The sequence below is a fragment of the Halorubellus amylolyticus genome, assembly GCF_034808145.1.
Classification (GTDB): Archaea; Halobacteriota; Halobacteria; order Halobacteriales; family Natrialbaceae; genus Halorubellus.
This window is the reverse complement of the sequence record NZ_JAXHGM010000002.1, coordinates 522,650-541,115: the sequence shown is the minus strand read 5'-3', so window position 1 is coordinate 541,115 and position 18,466 is coordinate 522,650. Positions and strand designations below refer to the sequence as shown.

At 67.9% G+C, this 18,466-nt stretch carries 11 protein-coding genes; 5 read left to right on the top strand and 6 right to left on the bottom strand.

Annotated features, from left to right (window positions below; genetic code table 11):
* Positions 1–270 precede the first annotated feature (270 nt).
* The 5 genes from glpA (at position 271) to SM754_RS08440 (ending at position 8,478) form a co-directional block, all read left to right on the top strand.
* Positions 271–2,073: an anaerobic glycerol-3-phosphate dehydrogenase subunit GlpA gene (gene glpA / locus SM754_RS08460; RefSeq protein WP_323675784.1), complete on the top strand. Its 1,803-nt coding sequence runs from the start codon at positions 271–273 to the stop codon at positions 2,071–2,073.
* Positions 2,074–2,076: 3 nt separating this feature from the next.
* On the top strand, positions 2,077–3,522 hold the full coding sequence (glpB, locus tag SM754_RS08455; protein WP_323675783.1) for a glycerol-3-phosphate dehydrogenase subunit GlpB: 1,446 nt from the start codon (positions 2,077–2,079) through the stop codon (positions 3,520–3,522).
* A complete protein-coding gene (locus SM754_RS08450; RefSeq protein ID WP_323675782.1) occupies positions 3,519–5,018 on the top strand; it encodes an anaerobic glycerol-3-phosphate dehydrogenase subunit C in 1,500 nt (499 codons plus the stop codon). Before glpB ends, SM754_RS08450 begins: the two co-directional genes overlap by 4 nt.
* A gap of 15 nt (positions 5,019–5,033) precedes the next feature.
* Positions 5,034–6,179 carry an AAA family ATPase gene (locus SM754_RS08445; protein ID WP_323675781.1) on the top strand — a complete coding sequence of 382 codons (1,146 nt, stop codon included), beginning with the start codon at positions 5,034–5,036 and terminating at the stop codon, positions 6,177–6,179.
* Positions 6,180–6,420: 241 nt separating this feature from the next.
* Positions 6,421–8,478: a hypothetical protein gene (locus SM754_RS08440; RefSeq protein WP_323675780.1), complete on the top strand. Its 2,058-nt coding sequence runs from the start codon at positions 6,421–6,423 to the stop codon at positions 8,476–8,478.
* A gap of 80 nt (positions 8,479–8,558) precedes the next feature.
* Here the strand turns inward: SM754_RS08440 and SM754_RS08435 are convergent, their stop codons facing one another.
* The 6 genes from SM754_RS08435 to SM754_RS08410 form a co-directional block, all read right to left on the bottom strand.
* Positions 8,559–8,720, bottom strand: coding sequence for a hypothetical protein (locus tag SM754_RS08435; protein ID WP_323675779.1), 162 nt, complete (start codon positions 8,718–8,720; stop codon positions 8,559–8,561).
* 435 nt (positions 8,721–9,155) lie between these two features.
* The gene (locus SM754_RS08430) at positions 9,156–11,999 is read right to left on the bottom strand and encodes an oligosaccharyl transferase, archaeosortase A system-associated (protein WP_323675778.1); all 2,844 of its coding nucleotides are present in this window, start codon (positions 11,997–11,999) and stop codon (positions 9,156–9,158) included.
* A 215-nt stretch (positions 12,000–12,214) separates the two neighbouring features.
* Positions 12,215–13,678 (bottom strand): oligosaccharide flippase family protein, encoded by a 1,464-nt coding sequence (locus SM754_RS08425; protein WP_323675777.1) that lies wholly within the window; start codon positions 13,676–13,678, stop codon positions 12,215–12,217.
* Entirely contained in the window at positions 13,678–15,234 is a 1,557-nt protein-coding gene (locus tag SM754_RS08420; protein WP_323675776.1) for an alkaline phosphatase family protein, read from the bottom strand. Before SM754_RS08420 ends, SM754_RS08425 begins: the two co-directional genes overlap by 1 nt.
* 101 nt (positions 15,235–15,335) lie before the next feature.
* Complete coding sequence (locus tag SM754_RS08415) at positions 15,336–16,937, bottom strand: alkaline phosphatase family protein (protein WP_323675775.1); 1,602 nt, start codon at positions 16,935–16,937, stop codon at positions 15,336–15,338.
* A 49-nt stretch (positions 16,938–16,986) separates the two neighbouring features.
* Positions 16,987–18,456, bottom strand: coding sequence for a sulfatase (locus SM754_RS08410; protein ID WP_323675774.1), 1,470 nt, complete (start codon positions 18,454–18,456; stop codon positions 16,987–16,989).
* Positions 18,457–18,466 lie beyond the last annotated feature (10 nt).

Below are 18,466 nucleotides of genomic sequence, written 5' to 3'. Positions count from 1 at the left end.
GTTACTGGTGGTGCCGTGTTAGGAGTAAACAACTGGGACTATCGTGATAAACGTTACCCAACGGGTAATGCTACGGTTCGACAGCCATACACTCGCCCAGAGCCCTATAGAAGACCTTTTGAGCTACTAGAAGCTCTCTTCTGTGCCACCATCTTGTGTCGTTTCTCAGGCAGCAGGATTCGATGTGCGGCAGTATTCGCCGGTAGTTACTGAAGGTGCGCTGTCGTCGATAAAGTCAAGTGGTAACGGGTCGAGGTTGGAGACGAACGGATGTCACGTGATACCGAGGTTCTCGTGCTCGGCGGCGGGTCGACCGGGGCGGGCGTCGCGCGCGACCTGGCGCGCCGCGGCGTCGACGTCACCCTCGTCGAACAGGGCAACCTCACGCACGGCACGACCGGTCGCATGCACGGGCTGCTCCACTCCGGCGGCCGGTACGCCGTCTCCGACCAGGCGAGTGCGAGCGAGTGCATCGAGGAGAACCGCGTCCTGCGGGACATCGCGAGTCACTGCGTGGAGGAGACAGGGGGGCTGTTCGTCAAACGTCCCGAGGACGACGAGTCGTACTTCCGGGAGAAGTTGGAGGGATGTCGCGAGTGCGGCATCCCCGCCGAGGTCCTCACGGGCCGCGAGGCACGCGAGGTCGAACCGTACCTCGCCGACGACGTCGACAAGGCCATCTCGGTGCCCGACGGCGCCGTCGACCCCTTCAGGCTCGTCGTCGCGAACGCGGTCGGCGCGGAGAACCACGGCGCGCGCATCGAGACGCACACCGAGGTCGTCGACGTCCTCGTCGAGGGCGACGGGACGACGGGGGAGCGCGACGTCGTCGGCGTCGAAGTCGAGCACCACGCGGGCTCCGGGTCTCGCGTGCACGGTTCCCCGGGCGAACGCGAGGAGATCACGGCGGAGTACGTCGTGAACGCGACGGGCGCGTGGGCGGGCCGGATCGGTGACATGGCGGGCGTCGACGTCGCCGTCCGACCGTCGAAGGGCGTGATGACGGTGATGAACGTCCGGCAGGTCGACACGGTCGTCAACCGCTGCCGGCCGAAGGGCGACGCGGACATCGTCGTCCCCCACGAGACGACCGCCATCCTCGGGACGACCGACGAGGAGGTCGAAGACCCCGCGGACTACCCCGAGGAGGCCTGGGAGGTCGACCTCGTCATCGACCAGCTCACCGAGCTCGTGCCCATCCTCGCGGAGGCGCGTACCATCCGGTCGTTCTGGGGCGTGCGGCCGCTGTACGAGCCGCCGGACGTCGGGAGCGACGACCCGACGGACATCACGCGGGACTACTTCCTCCTCGACCACGAGGAGCGCGACGACCTGCGCGGGATGTCGAGCATCGTCGGCGGGAAGTTCACCACGTACCGGATGATGGCCGAGGAGATAAGCGACCACGTCTGCGACCAGCTCGGCGTCCGCGGGCGCTGCACGACCGCCGAAGAAGCGCTTCCGGGGAGCGAGCACTCCGCGCGGCTGGACGCGGCGATGGACGACTTCGGGCTGCGGTCGCCGGTCGCGCGCCGCAGCGGCCAGCGCCTCGGGAGCCGCGCCGAGGACGTCCTCGACGTCGACGGCCCGAACCCGGTGGTCTGCGAGTGCGAGGCCGTGACGCGCGCGGAGGTGAGCGACGCCATCGCGCAGTCGGGGAGCGACCTGAACGCGGTCCGCATCCGGACGCGGGCGTCGATGGGGAACTGCCAGGGCGGGATGTGCTCGCACCGGATGGCGAACGTCCTGCACGCGGACTACCCGGAGGCGACGACGCGCGGCGCGTGGGACGAGCTCGTCGACGAACGCTGGAAGGGCCACCGCCACGCGCTCTGGGGCGAACAGCTCTCCCAGGCGGCGCTGAACACGTTCCTGCACGCGACGACGATGAACCGCGACCACGACCCCGCGGGCCGGCACCCGACCGGGAACGCGGGCGACGCCCCGGGCGACGACGCCGCGGCGGACGGCCCCGAACCGGTGGACGTCGACTTCGCGGCGTTCGACGCGGGCGCGGCGACCGACGGCGGTCGACCGACCGGCGGCGCGGGTGGACGGGACGGAGGTGCCTGACCCGTGGCGATACGCGACGACGTCCTCGTCGTCGGCGGCGGCCTCGCGGGCATGACCGCGGCGCTCGCCGCCTCCCGCGAGGGCGCGAGCGTACGCGTGGTCACCGATTCGGAAAGCACGCTCCAGCAGGCGAGCGGGCTCGTCGACGTCCTCGGGTACCCGGACCCGCACGGGGACGACGGCGCCCGGGAGCCGGTCCCGAACCCGTTCGACGCCGTCGAGAATCTCCCCGACGACCACCCGTATCGGGTCGTGGGCGTGGACGCGCTCCGCGCGGGGCTCTCCGTGTTCGACGACGCGACCGGCGACCTCTACCGCGGCGGGCACACCGACCGGAACGCGCTCGTCCCCACCGTCGGCGGGACGGTGAAGCCGACCGCGCGGTATCCGGCGAGCGTCGCACCGGGATTGGCGAGCGACGACCGAACGACCCTGCTCGTCGGGTTCGACGGCGACACCGACGTCGACGCGCCACACCTCGCGGCGCACCTCCGCGCTGTCGGCGTCCCCTTCGCCGTCGGCGGCGTCACCGTCGAGTTCCCCGGTAGCCTGGACGGCACCGACCAGCAGACCAGGCTCGCGCACGCGCTCGACACCGACGAGGACGGCGTCCGCCGTCGCCTCGTCGAACGCGTGAAGCGCTCGCTGAAGCGCGCCGACGACGACGTCTTCGGCGAGGCCGGCGGCGCCGACGAGGGCGACGGGGCCGGAGGAGGCGGCGTCGACGGGGCTACGGGAGGGAGCGTCGAGGGGTTCGGCGACGTCGAGCGCGTCGGCCTCCCGGCGGTGCTCGGCCGCGACCGACCGCGGCAGGTCCGCGACGCGCTCGCCGAGGGCCTCGACGCCGCTGTGTTCGAACTCCCGCCCGCGCCGCCGAGCCTCCCGGGCGTCCGCCTCCGGTACCGGCTCCGGGACGCGCTGCGCGAGGCGGGCGTCGCCGTCACCACCGGGAACCCCGTCGTCGACTTCGACGTCGACGTCGAGGCGGACGCGGCCGGGGGGACGGCTGCCGGCGACGCGATTACGACGATCTACGCCGACCGGAACGGCACGAGGACGCCGTACGAGCCCGGCGCGGTCGTGCTCGCGACCGGCGGCCTCGTCGGCGGCGGCATCGACAGCGAACGCGACGCCGTCTACGAGCCAGTGTTCGACTGCCCGGTCGCCAACCCCGACGACCGGTACGACTGGTCCGACGAGGACGCGTTCGGCCCGCACGCGTTCGCGCGCTTCGGCGTCCGCATCGACGCCGACGGGCGCGTGCTCGACGCCGACGGCGACCCGCTGTACGTGAACCTCACGGCCGCCGGGGGCGTCGTCGGGGGGTACGACGCCGCCGCGGAGAAGTCCGCGAGCGGCGTCAGCCTCGCCACGGGGTACGCCGCGGGCGCGACCGCCGCCGCATCGACCAGCCAGCCGACGCCCACCGACGTGACCGTAGACCGATGACAGACGACCATCAGCCACACGACGACCAGGACGTACAGGCCGACCAGCACGCGTGCAGTGGGTGCGGGTCGACGGACGCAGCCGGTGACACCGCGAAGACCGACGGCGGGACCGCGGTCGACGACGGTGCGAGCGCCGTGGGGGGCGACGACGCGTTCGAACCCATCCAGGTGTTCCCGGAGGCCGAGGACGCGGACCTCCGGCCGGGCGCCGACGACTGCTACAAGTGCTCGACGTGCGACACCACGTGTCCGGTCGCCGAGGTCGACGAGGACTTCCCCGGCCCGAAGTTCCAGGGACCAGAACAGTGGCGGCTGAAGCGCAGCGAGGACCAGGACATCGACGACTCCATCTCGAAGTGCAGTAACTGCATGCGGTGTGACAGCGCGTGCCCGAGCGACGTGCCGCTCAGTCAGATGCACAACACCGCTCGCGCGCAGTACGTCGACGAGCAGATGGACAAGACGAGCCTCACGTACTGGCGGAACCGCTTGCTCGCGAACTACGGGACGATGGCGCGCCTCGGGTCGATGGTCCCGCGACTCACGAACGCCGTCATGGGGAACGCGCTCGTCCAGCAGGTCAACGAGAAGCTCCTCGGCATCACCGCCGAACGCGAGTTCCCGAAGTTCGCGACGGAGACGTTCCGGTCGTGGTACGCGAAACGCGGCGGGGAGGCCACGTCCACGGAGAACGCGCAGCGTGCGCGTCGTGCCCGCGGCGAGGACCCCGACGCCGACAAGCGCGTCGCGTACTTCCACGGCGACTACGCGAACCACAACACGCCCGAGGTCGCGAAGGCGCTCGTGCACGTCTTCGAGTCGTTCGGGTACGCCGTCCTCGTCCCCGAACAGCGCTGCTCGGGCACGCCGATGTTCGCGAACGGGATGATAGACGACGCCCGCAGAGCCGCGAAGGTGAACGTCGGGAGCTTCTCGGCGCTCGTCGAGGACGGCGTCGACGTCGTCTGCTCGTGCACGAGCTGCTCGATGGCGCTCCGCCAGGAGTACCCCGAGCTATTCTCCATTCCGGGGACCGCCGAGGTCGCCGCGAACACGTACGACGCCGTCGAGTACCTCCGCATCAACGAGGACCTCGACGGCGAGCTCGCCGCCGCCGAGACCACGACCGACGACCTCGGCGTCGACTCGTTCGCGTACCACGCGCCCTGTCACGCCCGCAACCAGGGGCTGGACGGGCAGACCGTCGAACTCCTCTCCCAGCTCGACGACGTCGACGCGGAGGACGTCGGCGACTCCTGCTCGGGCATCTCGGGGACGTACGGCTGGAAGGAGGAGAAGTACGAAACCTCCATGAAGATAGGCGAGGAGATGTTCGAGCACATGGAGGACGCGGACGCGACGACGGGCATGACCGAGTGCCCGACGTGCGCGATGCAGATGGAGCACGGCACCGGCTACGAGATACAGCACCCGCTACAGGTCCTCGAAGCCGCGCTCGTCGACGGGGCACCGACCGAGGGCGAGGCGGCGTAACCAGGGAGTCTTCGCATGAACGTCCGAGACCGGATCGCGCGTCGACGCCGCCAGAACACCACCGGGAGTGGCGTCCTCGTCGACCCGCTCGAACTCGCGCCCATCACGCACCCCGAGGAGCCGGTCGGACGCGGCCCGACGATAGAGCGACTCCTCGACGCGCTCGACCCCGTGTTCGACGACGACCCGCCGGACGCTGCAGCGGTCTGCGGGCCGTCGGGGAGCGGGAAGACCGCGATCGTCCGGGCGTTGTTCGGCGCGCTGGACACCGTCCTCGGTCGGCGCGGCCAGGCGATCGGGACGACGACCCGCGCGAGCACGCCGCTCGACGTCCGGTTCGTCGTCGTCGACGGCCGGTACGCCGACAGCGAGTTCCAGGCGTACCGACGGCTGCTCGCCGCGCTCACCGACGACGCGGTCCCCGAGGGTGGCGTGAGCACGGACGCGCTCCACGACCGCCTCGTCGAGGCCGTCGACCGGCACGACGTGGTCGTCGTCGCCGTCGACCACGTCGACGAACCCGGGACGCTCGACGCTGGCGTCGTCGCGAGCCTCGCGGACGAAGCGGCGTTCGTCCCGTGGTACGTCACGCGCGAACCGCTGGACGCCCGCCAGCTCGCGCCCGGAACGCCGCCCGCGACGACCGTCCGCTTCGACCCCTACCGGACGCACACGCTCGTCGAGGTGGTCACGGAGCGTGCGTCGCGCGGACTCGCCCCGAACGCGCTCGACCACGAGAACGCGCGGACGCTCGCCCGGTACGCCGACGGGAACGCCCACGACGCGCTCGCGCTCTGCTACGACGCCGCGGCGCGCGCCGACGCGGTCGACGCCGGCCGCGTCCAGTCGCATCACGTCGAGGCCGCCGTCGCCGCGTTCCCCACCGACTCGGTCTCCGTCGCTCGGGCGCTCGCGGAACCGGCGAACCACCAGCGCGTGCTCGCCGCGCTCGTCGCGCTCGACGACGACACCCCGACGCTTCCCGCGGCCGCGACCGCCATCGCCGCCCGCACCGACCTCACCGAGAGCACCGTCACGCGATTCCTCTACGAGCTCGCGAACGTCGGACTGCTCGCCCGCACCCCCGGCGAGGACGGGTCCAGTACCGTCACCCCGCGGTTCCCCCCGGACCTCTTCGCCGCCCTCCACACCGCGACGTAGCCGTCGGCGCAACAACCACCTCACTCGCCGGCCACCAGCGGCCGGTCAGCGGACATCCCACGACCACCAGCCGTCGGTCCGCGGACACCCCTCGGCCACCCCGGTTGGTCCGCGAACGCCCCGCCCGGTCGGCCGTCAACCCGTCGAGACCACCGGTTGACAGTGGACAGTACACTGACACCCCCCGAGCGTTTTATCCACGCGGCCGCGAAAGGTTGACGCGATACGCGGTGGGTGGAGCATGGAGATAGCGTTCCGACCGACAGCCGACCCGCCGGGCCTCGAGATAATCGACCCGGTCGAACAGCGGCATCTCCGCCTCCACACCGCCACGGACGTCACGCCACGGACCGCGGACGCGGCCGCGTTCCGATTCCCCGTCGACGCTGCCGTCCAGGTCGAGACGAGCGTCCTCAGGTTCGAGCAACGGGAGGACGTCCACGTGCACGACGAGGACGGGAACGTCGTCGCGGACCTCCAGTCCCAGTCCACGATCGACCGCGACGACGGCGGGACCTACGAGGTCGGTATCCACTCGTCGATCAAGGTGTACTGCCGGATCCAGGCACCGTTCACGATAAGCCAGGGTATCGATAACTTCGAGATATCGTTCCCGCGCGAGTCCCGGGTCGTCGTCGGCGCGCGAACGCTCCACGAACGCCCCGCCGGCACCATCGTCACGACACCGGACGAACGCGGGCTCGCGGACGCCATCTCCCTGCTCTCGTCCTCGCTGAAGACGACGTCGCCAGAGCGGTCGTTCCCGACGCTACGCGGCCACCCGCCGCTGGTCGAACTCGGCGACAGCTTCGAGGCCCCGTCGGGTATCGAACCGACGTCCTCCGACGTCACGATAGTGGTCCCCGAGTCCGTCCGGCACCTCCTCACCGTCGCCCCGCTCTCGTACTACCTCGCCGCCGACGTGACCTTCGGCGACGGCGCGCGCGTCGTCACCGACGACGGGTTCGCGCTCGAACTCGGCACCGGCCAAGCGTTCGAGGACACCGTCGCGAGGACGCTCAAACAGCAGTTCCTCCTGGACTGCGTCGTCCGAACCGAGGGCCTGTTCCCGGCCGACCTCCACGAACGCAAGCAACTGGAGTCGGCGTTACCGTTCGACCTCGCCGACACGTACGAGTGCTCGGTCGGCGAACGCCTGCGTCGGTACGCGCAGGTCCCCTACGAGGTCGTCGAACCCGAGCTCCCGCGATGGCCGCTGACCGCGCACGTCCCCGCGGACCCGGACGCGATCACGTTCCTCCCGTTCGTCGTCGGCGACATGGGCGTCGTCCGGAACGCGACCGGGACGGTGTCGACCCAGGAGACGACGACCGGCGGGGGCGACGAGAGCGACCCGACGGGGAGCGTCCGGGAGTCGATGACGTTCGTCGAACCCGACCATACCGGGGAGTCACTGGAGCACGCGTGGTTCGGCGAGCACATCCCACAGGGCGCGTCGATGCCGACGATGGCAGCGTTCGAGAACCAGCTCGACCGCGACGACCGCGGGGACTCCATCGAGATCGCCGTCATCTGTAACGACCCGCAGATGATCGCGGAGCAGACCAGTCTCGAGACGGCCTACGGCGACCGCGAGGAGCTTCCGTACGACGTCACGACGAGGTTCGGACTGCCGACGGACGAACTCGCGGAGTTCCTCGTCTCCGAGCCCGTCGACTTCCTGCATTACATCGGGCACGCCGAACGCGACGGGCTCCGGTGCATCGACGGGAAGCTCGACGTCCGGGAGCTCGAGACCGTGAACGTGCAGACGTTCCTCCTGAACGCGTGCCAGTCCCAGGCGCAGGCGATGGCGCTCGTCGAACGTGGCGCGTTCGGCGGCGTTGGAACGCTCGGAGACGTCGTGAACGATTACGCGATCGAGATCGGGAAGATGTTCGCGCATCTCCTGAACCTCGGGTTCCCGTTGCGGTCCGCGATCGACATCGTCTCGGAGACCTCGACCATCGGCCAGCAGTACCTCGTCGTCGGGGACGGCTCGGTCGACATGGTGCAGAGCACGGGCGGGAGTCCCTTCGTCTGCGAGGTCACCGGCGAGGGACGGTTCGAACGGGACGTCAGCTTCGACGTCTACCCGACGAACTACAACCCGCTGGGGTCACAGGCGAACGTGACCCTGGAGTCGGTGACTGACGCGTACATCGTCCCGGCGCAGACGGACACCTACCCGGTGCCGTTCGACGAACTCCGTGAGTTCCTCGCGTGGATGACCTATCCGGTCATCGTGAACGACCAGTGGCGCCTGAATAATCAGTTCGGTCAGGCCGACATCGACTGACTCACACCGCTCGCACCAATCAGCGTGCGGGGTCGCGTCGTCGGTTCACGGACTGACCTTCGGAATCGTTCGTGCCCAGTTCAGGGTCCGGACGTGACGGTCGTGCCGCCCGTCGGTTCGAAGCTACCGCCGAGGTCCGCGAGCCCGCCACCCATCGCGCCGAGGCCGGCGACGACCACCATCGTCGCCAGCGTCGTCGCGAACTGCGGGTTGTTCTGTGCCCACCGTCGTGCTGTCTCCATTAGGGACATCGTGCTAATGCATATCGCAGGGACCGACATGAAAGTATTCATTGTTTTCTGATAATTACTCTCCTCATACTGCCGTTACTATTACTTATCACCTATACTTTTAGGCGTCCTCAGTCCAATTCGCTCACGATACCGGACATCTTACCGACCACGTACGAACGGCTTCCCACCAAGAAGAGATAGTTATACTACTGATACGTTCGCCGACGCCGGACGGCCAATCCACCGATTCAATCGCCCGACTTCGACACCATCGGCACCGAGCACGAACCCTGGTCCGACCCCGGCGAACGACTCACTCACCGATACCGGAGTCGAACGGACAGCACGAACGAAGCACCGACCAGACGACGAATAACGAGACAACGAAAGAACCAACGACGGCTCCGAAGAGCGAACGGACTCGACGGAACGGAACTCGCGAACTCAGGCCGCTCGAACCGCGGCGTCGACCGACCACGAACCGGGGAGCGCGCCGGTGCGGACCGCACTCGACTCGTCGTCGTCCGAGTCGTCGCCGGTCGTCGCCGTCGACGCGTTCGACCCGCTCGACACGTCAACCGCGATGGACTCGCCGTCGAGCACCGCCGACTCCGGCACCGACACCGTCGTGATACCACCGTCCTCGACGTTCAGCGTGTACACGCCGTCAGCCTCGATGGCGGAATCGGTCCCGCCTTCGCTCGGCGACACCCCATCGTTCGTCGCGTACGGAACCGTCACCGCGAACTCGCCGTCCTCACCGGCCTGGGCCGTCTGCTCGTACGTGAAGTTCGTCCCCGTCTGCGTGTTGTTCAACGTCAACGAGACCGAGACGTTCGCGCCCGGCGACGCCGACCCCGTGAGCTGCGCGCCATCGACGCGCTCGAACGTCTTCACCGACGTCGCCTGCCGGACGTCGTGCACCGCGAAGTCCTGGCGCTGCTGGAGCAGGAAGTACGTCTGGATCGAGCGGTTCCCGCCCAGGTCCCCGATGGACTGCAGGAACGACTGGCGCGTAACCTGTCCAGTCTGGGGGTTCAGGCGACTGAACGTCACGAGGAGCTTGCGCTCTTGGGAGGAGTGCACGAGCCGATAGTGCTCGAGGCCGTCCGCGTCGTCCCAGTACAGCTTCGAGAGCATCGTCTCCTGGTACCGGTCACTGAACGTCCGGTACGGCACCGTGATGTTCTGGCCGCCCACCGACGCGTTCTGGTCCGACTGCGAGAAGTACTCGCCCGCCGGCGGACCGCTCCACGTCGCAATCGCGCCGAACTTCCGCGTCGCCATCTGGTGGTCGATGGTGACGTAGCGCGTGTTCTCCGCGCGCTGCTGGTCGGTCTGGTCCGCGATCATCTCGCGGTAATCCGACGTCGTGTAGTTGTCGATGTCTCCCTCGCGCGGACTCAGCGACGGCAGCGCCTCGAGGAGGACGTTCGCCTTCGTCTCGTTCTCGTAGAGGAAGTACTGCGACGCGGTCCGCGCCCCGGCCTGGAACGGGTTCGCGTGCGGGATGCGGTCACCGCGGACCGTTATCCAGTGCCCGTAGTCCCACCAGGACATGACGCCGTACGCGCCCTCGGGGTACTCGAAGTCATCGGTCTGCTCGTAGGTCCCGTACTTCTCCATGTTCTCGATCTCGGGCGTCCCGTTCTGCATCCAGTCCGTCGTCGAGTCCCAGGACGTGACCGCTCCAGGTCCGGGACCCTGGCCCTGCGCGCCACCCGTGACCTGCGCGTGCACGTTCGTGCTCGTCATCGCGATGCCCGCGACGGGTGCGAGCGGTGCGATGACGAGGACGAGCGCGGCGAGCACGACCGAGACGTGGTAGAACTGGAGATCCTCGAGGTCGAACGACGCGTCGACGTTCACGACCTTGAGGAGTTCACCGACGAAGTACGCGTTCAGGACGGCGACCGGCAGCACGAGATAGTAGTTGAAACGCTGCTGGGTGAGCGTCATCATGAACACGAACACCGTCCAGATACCGACGAACACGTACTCGGCGCGCAGTCGTTCGGTGACCGCGCGGTACGTGAGCGCGAGCAGCCCCGCGATGCCCGTGATGTACGTGAGACCGTACAGGAGCACGAGCGTGCGGTTCAGCCGCTGGAGGTAGTTCGGCCCCATCTGGACGAGCGCCTGCGCCTCACCGATGGTGAGGACGGTGTCACTCTGTCCGAGCGTGAGGACTCGAGCCAGGTTGTTCTGGACGCTCCCCCACGCCTCGGGGAGGATGAAGGTGAAGACGACGACGCCGACGAGCGCGATCGAGAGCGCCGAGAACGGGAACAGCGTCCGTGAGAACCCGCTGCTCTCCCATCGACGTGCGAGCCAGACGAGGACCGCACAGCCGGCTGCAACCGCGAACGTCAGGAGGACGTGCAGGAGCGAGATGGCGCTCGCGGAGAACCCGAACTCGTCGAGGCGGACGAGCGAGAAGACCGCGACGGTCGCCATCGAGACGACGCCGACGTACCCGATGTGGTCGGGGCTGCTCCCGGTCGCGTACTTCGCGCCGAGCGCGAGCAGGAAGAACGTCCCGATGATACCGACGAGGACGATGGCGGGCGGCCACACCCAGACGTACAGCGAGATGGCGACGCCCGCGCCGACGCTGTACAGCGTCGGCTTGCGGAGCGCGTCCCAGTCGCGGTCGACGACGAGCTCGTAGATCGGTTTCTCCGTCTCGCCGACGTGGAGTGCGGCCATGAACGCGAGGACGCTGATCGAGTGGAAGAGGACCTCCGCGGCGTGGTGGTCCGCGAACCCGGCGGTGGTCCGCGCGAGGAACGTCCCCGGGATGAGGGCGAGGACGGCGACGCCGAACAGCGCGCCGAACCGACCCGTCAGGCGACGCGCGATGAAGTACGTCGGGATGGCGACGGCGGCGCCGATGACGGCGGGCGCGTACAGGAGCGTCGTCGCAATCTCGCGCTGGCTCGGGTCGCCGAGTCCGACGACGAGCGCGGCCGTGGCGACGAACTGGTCGTAGAGCGTCCCGAACTGCGAGTTCGAAACGCCGTAGGGGAACTGCGTCCACGGGTCGAACGGTATCGTGGACGGCCAGTTCTTGACGGCGTACGTCGTTTCCCGGAGGTGATACCAGGCGTCGTTCCCGCTGAAGTAGACGCCATCCGGCGTGATGAAGTTGTCAGCCGGGAGGATACGCAGCCACAGCATGAACCCGACGAGGGCGGCGAGCACGGGGACGTGGTAGTACTCCTTGAACAGGTCCACCACGGACTGCCCCTCGAGCAGGTCCTGGCTGGTCTCGGTTTCGCTACTCATTGACCGTGCATCGCCGGGAAACGCGCATAAGCCTTATGAAAAGGTTATTGCCAGGAGGCGGGCGTGGCACCGGATACATCACGTCGCTTGCTTGCGTTTCAGGTGGTTTCCTCCGCGGTGACAGGTGCGTTCGACGGGCGCCGATGGACGTGCGCGCCGGGTGGCAACTCGGTCGATGGTTGCCTTACGGTGAGTCCGCGGAGCGACATACTCGTTCATCGTACGTCAGCGAGGAGGTCGCGGGCGACGGCGAGAGCGTCGACGCGGACGCGCTCGCTGAGCGCGAGGAGAAGGCCGAAGTACGTGGTCGCGCCGATCGCGAGCACGAACGCGAGCCTGAAGACGCCGTGGGCGCCGCCGAGGCGGGTGACGAGGAGGAACACGACGACGGTCATCGCGAGCATCGCGACGATCTCCTTCCCCACGTCTGCGAGCACGGACAGCGGGACGGGCTCGTCGAGGAACCAGAGCATCGTAGTGACACTCGCTCCGAACGCGAGGACGGTTGCTATGGCGACACCCCACGCGTCGTACGCGACGGTCAACGGGACGGCAGTGAGCGCGTACACGACGATGAGGAGGAGGCCGCTGGCGGCGTACACGCGCGGATTACCGGTGCCGAGGAAGTACTTCTCGAGGCCGTCCCGGTAGCCGTTGAGGAGGTTCGCGACAGCGAGTATCGGGACGAGCACGTTCGCGAGCCCGACCATTCCGATTATCGGAAGCATGGTCTCTCCGGGGTTCTCACCGTAGAGCGTGAGGAGCACGTCGTTTCCGATGACCGCACCGCCGCCAATCAGCGGGATGGCGAACAGCCCGATATAGGTGAACAGCGCAGCGAACAACCGACTTATCTCGGCATCGTCTCCAGCTTCGGAGAGCGCGGAGAACTGCGGGAACATCACCCTCGAGAGCGCCGAGGAGAACAGCATCGCGGCTTCGGTGAGCGTGAAGACGTTCTTGTAGACGCCGGTCGGTCCCTGCCCGGCAAACAGCCCGATGATTATGTAGTCAGCTTGCTTGAACAGCTGACTGGAGACGTTCTTGACGTACGCGTACTTGGAGTAGTCGAGGAAATCCCGAGCGATGCTCGCGGACGGGAAGGCGGGAACGACTCGAGCATATCCGAAGTACGAAACTCCGAACGTCAGGAACTGGCCGGCGATGAGCCCCCAGACGAGTCCGGGGATGCCGTAGCCCTCGAGGACGAGTGCCGCCTGAATCGGGACGATGATAGCGTACCGTCCGTTGTCGATTGCACCGGCGAGCGCGACGCGCTGTTGGCCTTCGATGTAGGCGCCGGAGAGCCGGAACAGCCCCCAGGAGAGGACGCCGAGGGGAACGAGGAGCGCGACGTCGACACCGACGACGTCGTTGATGAACTCACGGAGTGCGATCGAGAGGACGGTGACGGCCGAGACACCGGAGGCGAGCACGATTGCGCCCGTCGTGAAGTACTTCGCCTGGTCGGTGCCTTCGCTGACGCGTTTCGTGAGGACTGTGAAGAGCCCGAAGCTCGAGAGGTTCGCGGCGATCATCTGGATGCTCACGAAGATCGCGTACGTCCCGATACCGTCGAAGCCGAGTTCGCGCGTGAAGTAGAGCGTCCCGAGGAATCCCGCGAGGGTACCGAAGACGTTCGTGACGAAGCGCTTCGAGACCTCCGCACCGATGTTCATTACTCGAGGTAACCCAGTTCCCGCAATCGGTCCTTGACCTCGTCCTCCTGCTCGCCGCCTTCGACGCCGCCTTCGGTGACGGCGTCGTCGCCGACGAACGCGTACGTCTCCGGGTCGCGGCCGGCGGGGTCGCTGTCGGGCGCGAAGACGTCGAGGACGCGACCGGTCATCGTCTCCGGGAGCCGGTAGCCGAGGGCGTGCAGGACCGTCGGCGCGATGTCGGTGATGTGCGCGTCGCCGACGTCACCGTCCCGGAACGACGGGCCGCGAGCGAGGAACACGCCGTTCCGTGCGTGCCCGCTCGTGTCGACGTCCACGAGGTCGTCGTCGACGTCGAACCGCGAGGTGACGTGGACCTCTGGCGTCTCGATCACCATCGCGAGGTCTGGAGTGTGGTCGCCGCCGCCTCCGAGGTCCGCGAACCGGACGTCGATGCCCGCGTCCGCGGCCGCCTCGGCGAGCGCGTCTCGGGCGCGGTCACAGGCGTCGGCGACCGCGTCGGGGTCGTCGGCGAGCGCGTACACGAGCGCCGTCTTCTGACCCTGGTCGACGACGACGTCGGTCTCCGCCCAGTCGATGCGGCCCATGCTGATGGCGTTGTCCAGCCCGAGGCCATCGCCGGTCGGGAGGTTCGCGACCGTGCTCGCCGGGACGACCTTCCGCGCGAACGTCAACAGCCCGAGACGCCCGAGGACCTCGCTCGCGACGTCGCGGAGCGACCCGAGCGCGGCCTGCGTCGAATCGCCCGAGTCGGTGAGCGCCACCAGGCCCGCGCGTTCGAGGACGCGGTTCGGGGCGAACTGCTCGCGGACCTTCTCGAACCCGTGGTCGCTCATCACGACGACGTCCTCGTCCTCGTGCGCGTCCAGGAACTCGCCGAGGCGCTCGTCGACGCGCTGGTACACCTCGAAGACCGCGTTGTCCGTCGACGCCGGCGGCACGCTCTCCGCCCCCCAGTAGTGGTGCGCGACGCGGTCGGTCCCGCGGATGAGCCCGACCGCGAGGTCCGGTTCTTCGTCCTGGATGAAGTGCTCGAACGCCTCGAAGCGCTTGTCGACGAGGTCCAGGCTCTGCTCGACGTACGCCCTCGTCCCTGGATTCTTGTCGTTCCGGAGCTTGTAGCCGTCGACGAGGTCGACGAGCTCGTCCCAGCGCTCGGGCGGATGCGTGTACTCTTCCTTGAACTCGGGCGCGGCGGCGACGATGGTGCCGTCCAGCGCCTGCCAGGGGTACGACCCGGGGATGTTGAACACGACCGACCGCCCGCCCTGGTCGTCGACCGCGTCCCACATCTTCCCGGGCACGAACTCGTCGTGACTCAGGTCGTTCTCGCGGGTCGCCCGGTTGAACTGCGAGAACCCGTACATGTCCAATGTCGTCGGGTCGCGACCGGTCGCGAACGACGGCCACGCCGGCACCGTTATCTCCGGAATCGTGCTCTCCAGGTTGCCGGAGACGGACTCCTCGCGGAGCCGCGCGAAGTTCGGGAGGTCACCGGACTCGATCCACGGCTCGATCAGCGAGAACGTGGCTCCGTCGAGACCGAGGACGATCATATGGGGCGCGAGGCGTGGAATACTTATAAGAGGTTTGGTCTCTGGGACCGTCGATTCGAGGCCTCGCATCGTCTCCTCGGTCCGTGCGGAAGCTGTCGGTCCTACTCCAGGTACCCGAGATCGCTGAGTCGCTGGGCGACCTCGGCGTCCTCGGTGGTGGCGTGCTCGCTCGCCTCGTACTCCGGGTAGGCTTTCGGCTGAGGTGCGTCCACAGGATCGAGCGCAGTACCGTCCATGACCTCGGCGGGTGCGATGCCGAGCGTCGCGAGCACGGTCGGCGCGACGTCGAACAGATGCGCACCGGCGAGGTCCGCGTCGGCGTCGACGCCAGCGCCGCTGACGGCGACGATACCCTGGAGCTTGTGGTTCCACGGCTCGGGGTCGTCGAAGCGCTCGCCGAGCAGCGCCGACAGCGAGTGCTCGAAGTCGGCGGGCAGGCAGAGGACGTCCACCGCCTCGTCGGCGTACGGCCCGTGGATGTAGTGCTCGCGCGGGACGACCTCGTCGAACACGGAGTCGCCGTCCGGCGTCTCCGCGCTCGCCAGGAGGTCGATGACGTCCTCGCGAACGCGCTCGTACTCGCTTTCGGGAACCTTCCCATCGGGGTCGCGTCCCGCCAGGTTGATGCGGACGCCGAGCTCCGACGGCGACCGCAAGTACGCGGTCGACTCCACGAAGTCCACCGCCTCCGACGCGGCAAACACCGCACCGACCGGGACGTGCTTCCCGACGAACTCCGCGAGCCCGAACCGCTCCAGCACCGCCTTCCCGCGCTGGTGGGTGAGCCCGACGCGTGCAGCGCCCGCAGCGAGCCGTTCGAGCACGGGATGGTCGTCGGGCGCGTCATCTTCGCTGGTCAACTCCTCGTCCTTGATCTGGAACCACGACGGCACGCCAGCGCCCTCTCGCGTCGCCTCGACGACGTCGTGCTCGCGGAGGAACTGGTTCGCGCGGAACTCGTACCCGTCGTACTCGCCCATCCCGTGGTCGCTCGCCACCACCACCGTGTCGGGGTCGTACTCCTCGAGGATGGCGCCGACCTGTTCGTCGACCGCACGGTACACCTCCCGGACCTTCTCCCGGTCGCCGGGGTAGTCGTGGAAGACGGCGTCCGTCTTCTGGAACTGTACGAACCCGAACTCGGGGTCGAAACGCTCGGCGAGGTACCGGAACGCCTCGCCGCGCATCCGGCAGAGCTCGAGGTAGTCCGCGAACCGCTCCCCGGTCGAGTCCTCGTCCGTCTCGCGTTCGGCGTACACGCGGTACTCCCCGAGTTCCTCGCGGACGTCCTCGAGGACGCCCGCCGGGTGACAGGGCGGCGACTCCGCGGCGAGATAGCCCGGGATCACCGCACCGTCGATGGCAGGCGGTGGACTCGTCACGGGCGCGTTCACGACGACGCTCGTCAACCCCGCCTCGTCCGCGTACTCCCAGAGCGTCCGCTGGCGGACGTCCGTCGCGTTCACGATGTCCCAGTCGTATCCCTCGAACCGCAGAAAGTCGAACACACCGTGCTTCCCGGGGTTCGAACCCGTGTACAGCGACGGCCACGCGCTCGCCGTCCACGGCGGCACCTGACTCTCGAGGTCGCTCGACGCACCGTCCTCGAGGAGCGCTTGGAGGTTTGGGATGTCTCCGTCCGCCCTGAGGGGGTCAAGGACCGACCGGCACGCTGCGTCGAGACCCACCAACAGCGTCTGCATACGTTCACCACTCGCCCGGAGGCTTTTTAACTGAACGGGTTGGCGGTCGTCATTCCAGATAGCCGAGTTCACGGAGGTTCCGTTCCACGCCATCGCTGTAATCCGCGTCCATCGCTGCAGCGCTGTCAGCGAACTCCGCGCCCAGCGTCTCGGTCAAGCGCTCGCGGAGGTCGTCGACGATCGATTCGTCCGGATCGGAGACGACGTCCTCGTCGGGGAGTTCGTAGAGGAGTTCCGTGCCGTCGGACCGACGTTCGAATCGATGTGTCGACGTCCGGACGGACTTTCGACCGACTTCGAACGAACGGAGCGTCTCCGAATCGACCTGTCCCGCGGCGGTTTCGTCCTGTAGGTTCGAGCACGCTTCGGCCGCGAACACCGCATCCCGCTCGACGTCGCCGAAGAGCGACTGACCGGCCGTATTCGGGAGGTCGATACCGCAGAGATCACAGAGGGTGGCGAACACGTCCACGTGCGACGCCAGGTCGTTTCTCGTCCCCCCCGTCGGAACCCCTGGCCCGGCGAACAAGAGTGGGACGTGGGTCAGTTCGTCGTACAGGAAGTTCCCGTGATAGAGGAGGTCGTGTTCGCCGAAGAACTCGCCGTGGTCCGAGGTGACGACGAGGATGGTGTTCTCGTCCAAGCCGGCAGCTTCGAACCAGTCGAGGAACGCGTCGAGACGGTCGTCGAGGTACTCGAGCGACGCAGCGTACCACTTTCGGAGGATCTCGAGTTCGCGTTCGGGAACGCACGTGGGGTCGTCGTTGTATCGGAGCGCGAGGTCCATCGAGTTCCCGCCGGCAGCCGCATCGAAGAGGCGGTCGTCGTCGACGTCCGGGTCGGCGAACGTCGACCCCGAGTCGCCGAGTTCTTCGAGCAGCCCGAGACGCGGACGCGTCAGTTCCGGGGTCGCTTCGCGCTTGTACGGCCGCGGCGGGTCGTAGGGAGCGTGCACCGTCGTGACGTTCGCCATCGCGAAGAAGGGCTGTCCGTCCTCGTGTGCGCCGAGCCAGGAACGGAGCTTCTCGAACTTGATCTCCGTGTAGTAGTCGTTCCCCGACGTCGCTAGCCTTCGGAAATCCCGTCGGATGAGAGGCTCCGTGAGAAGTTGCCATAGGTACGGGACCGACGGTCGTTCAGCGACCTCCTCGTAGACCTCGTAGTAATCGTCGAAGCCCCGGTGAAGGCCCGTCGCCGACCCCATCTTCGCCGGCCCGGGGATACCGTAGGTGTGGTAGCCAGCGTCGCTGAACCACTCCGCGAGCAGTGGCACACGCTCTGGCATCGTGGGCCAGGCGCCCTCGAAACCCGTCTCGTTCGGATACTGGCCCGAGAAGAGCGCGCCGTGAGACGGCGGCGTCCACGGGCCGACCGCGAACGCGTTCTCGAACGCGGTCCCACGCGACCGAACGCGGTCCATCGCCGGCGTGTCGACCCCGAAAGAGTCCTCGCCTCGAGAGACGGCGTCAGCGCGGAGTGTATCGAAGACAAGGAGGACGACGTTCGGAGGGTCCTGCATTTGACTGCTC

Coding starts and splice junctions, on each gene's coding strand:
- glpA (WP_323675784.1), top strand. CDS start 271: ATGTCACGTGATACCGAGGTTCTCGTGCTCGGCGGCGGGTCGACCGGG.
- SM754_RS08450 (WP_323675782.1), top strand. CDS start 3,519: ATGACAGACGACCATCAGCCACACGACGACCAGGACGTACAGGCCGAC.
- SM754_RS08445 (WP_323675781.1), top strand. CDS start 5,034: ATGAACGTCCGAGACCGGATCGCGCGTCGACGCCGCCAGAACACCACC.
- SM754_RS08440 (WP_323675780.1), top strand. CDS start 6,421: ATGGAGATAGCGTTCCGACCGACAGCCGACCCGCCGGGCCTCGAGATA.
- SM754_RS08435 (WP_323675779.1), bottom strand. CDS start 8,720: ATGGAGACAGCACGACGGTGGGCACAGAACAACCCGCAGTTCGCGACG.
- SM754_RS08430 (WP_323675778.1), bottom strand. CDS start 11,999: ATGAGTAGCGAAACCGAGACCAGCCAGGACCTGCTCGAGGGGCAGTCC.
- SM754_RS08425 (WP_323675777.1), bottom strand. CDS start 13,678: ATGAACATCGGTGCGGAGGTCTCGAAGCGCTTCGTCACGAACGTCTTC.
- SM754_RS08420 (WP_323675776.1), bottom strand. CDS start 15,234: ATGATCGTCCTCGGTCTCGACGGAGCCACGTTCTCGCTGATCGAGCCG.
- SM754_RS08415 (WP_323675775.1), bottom strand. CDS start 16,937: ATGCAGACGCTGTTGGTGGGTCTCGACGCAGCGTGCCGGTCGGTCCTT.
- SM754_RS08410 (WP_323675774.1), bottom strand. CDS start 18,456: ATGCAGGACCCTCCGAACGTCGTCCTCCTTGTCTTCGATACACTCCGC.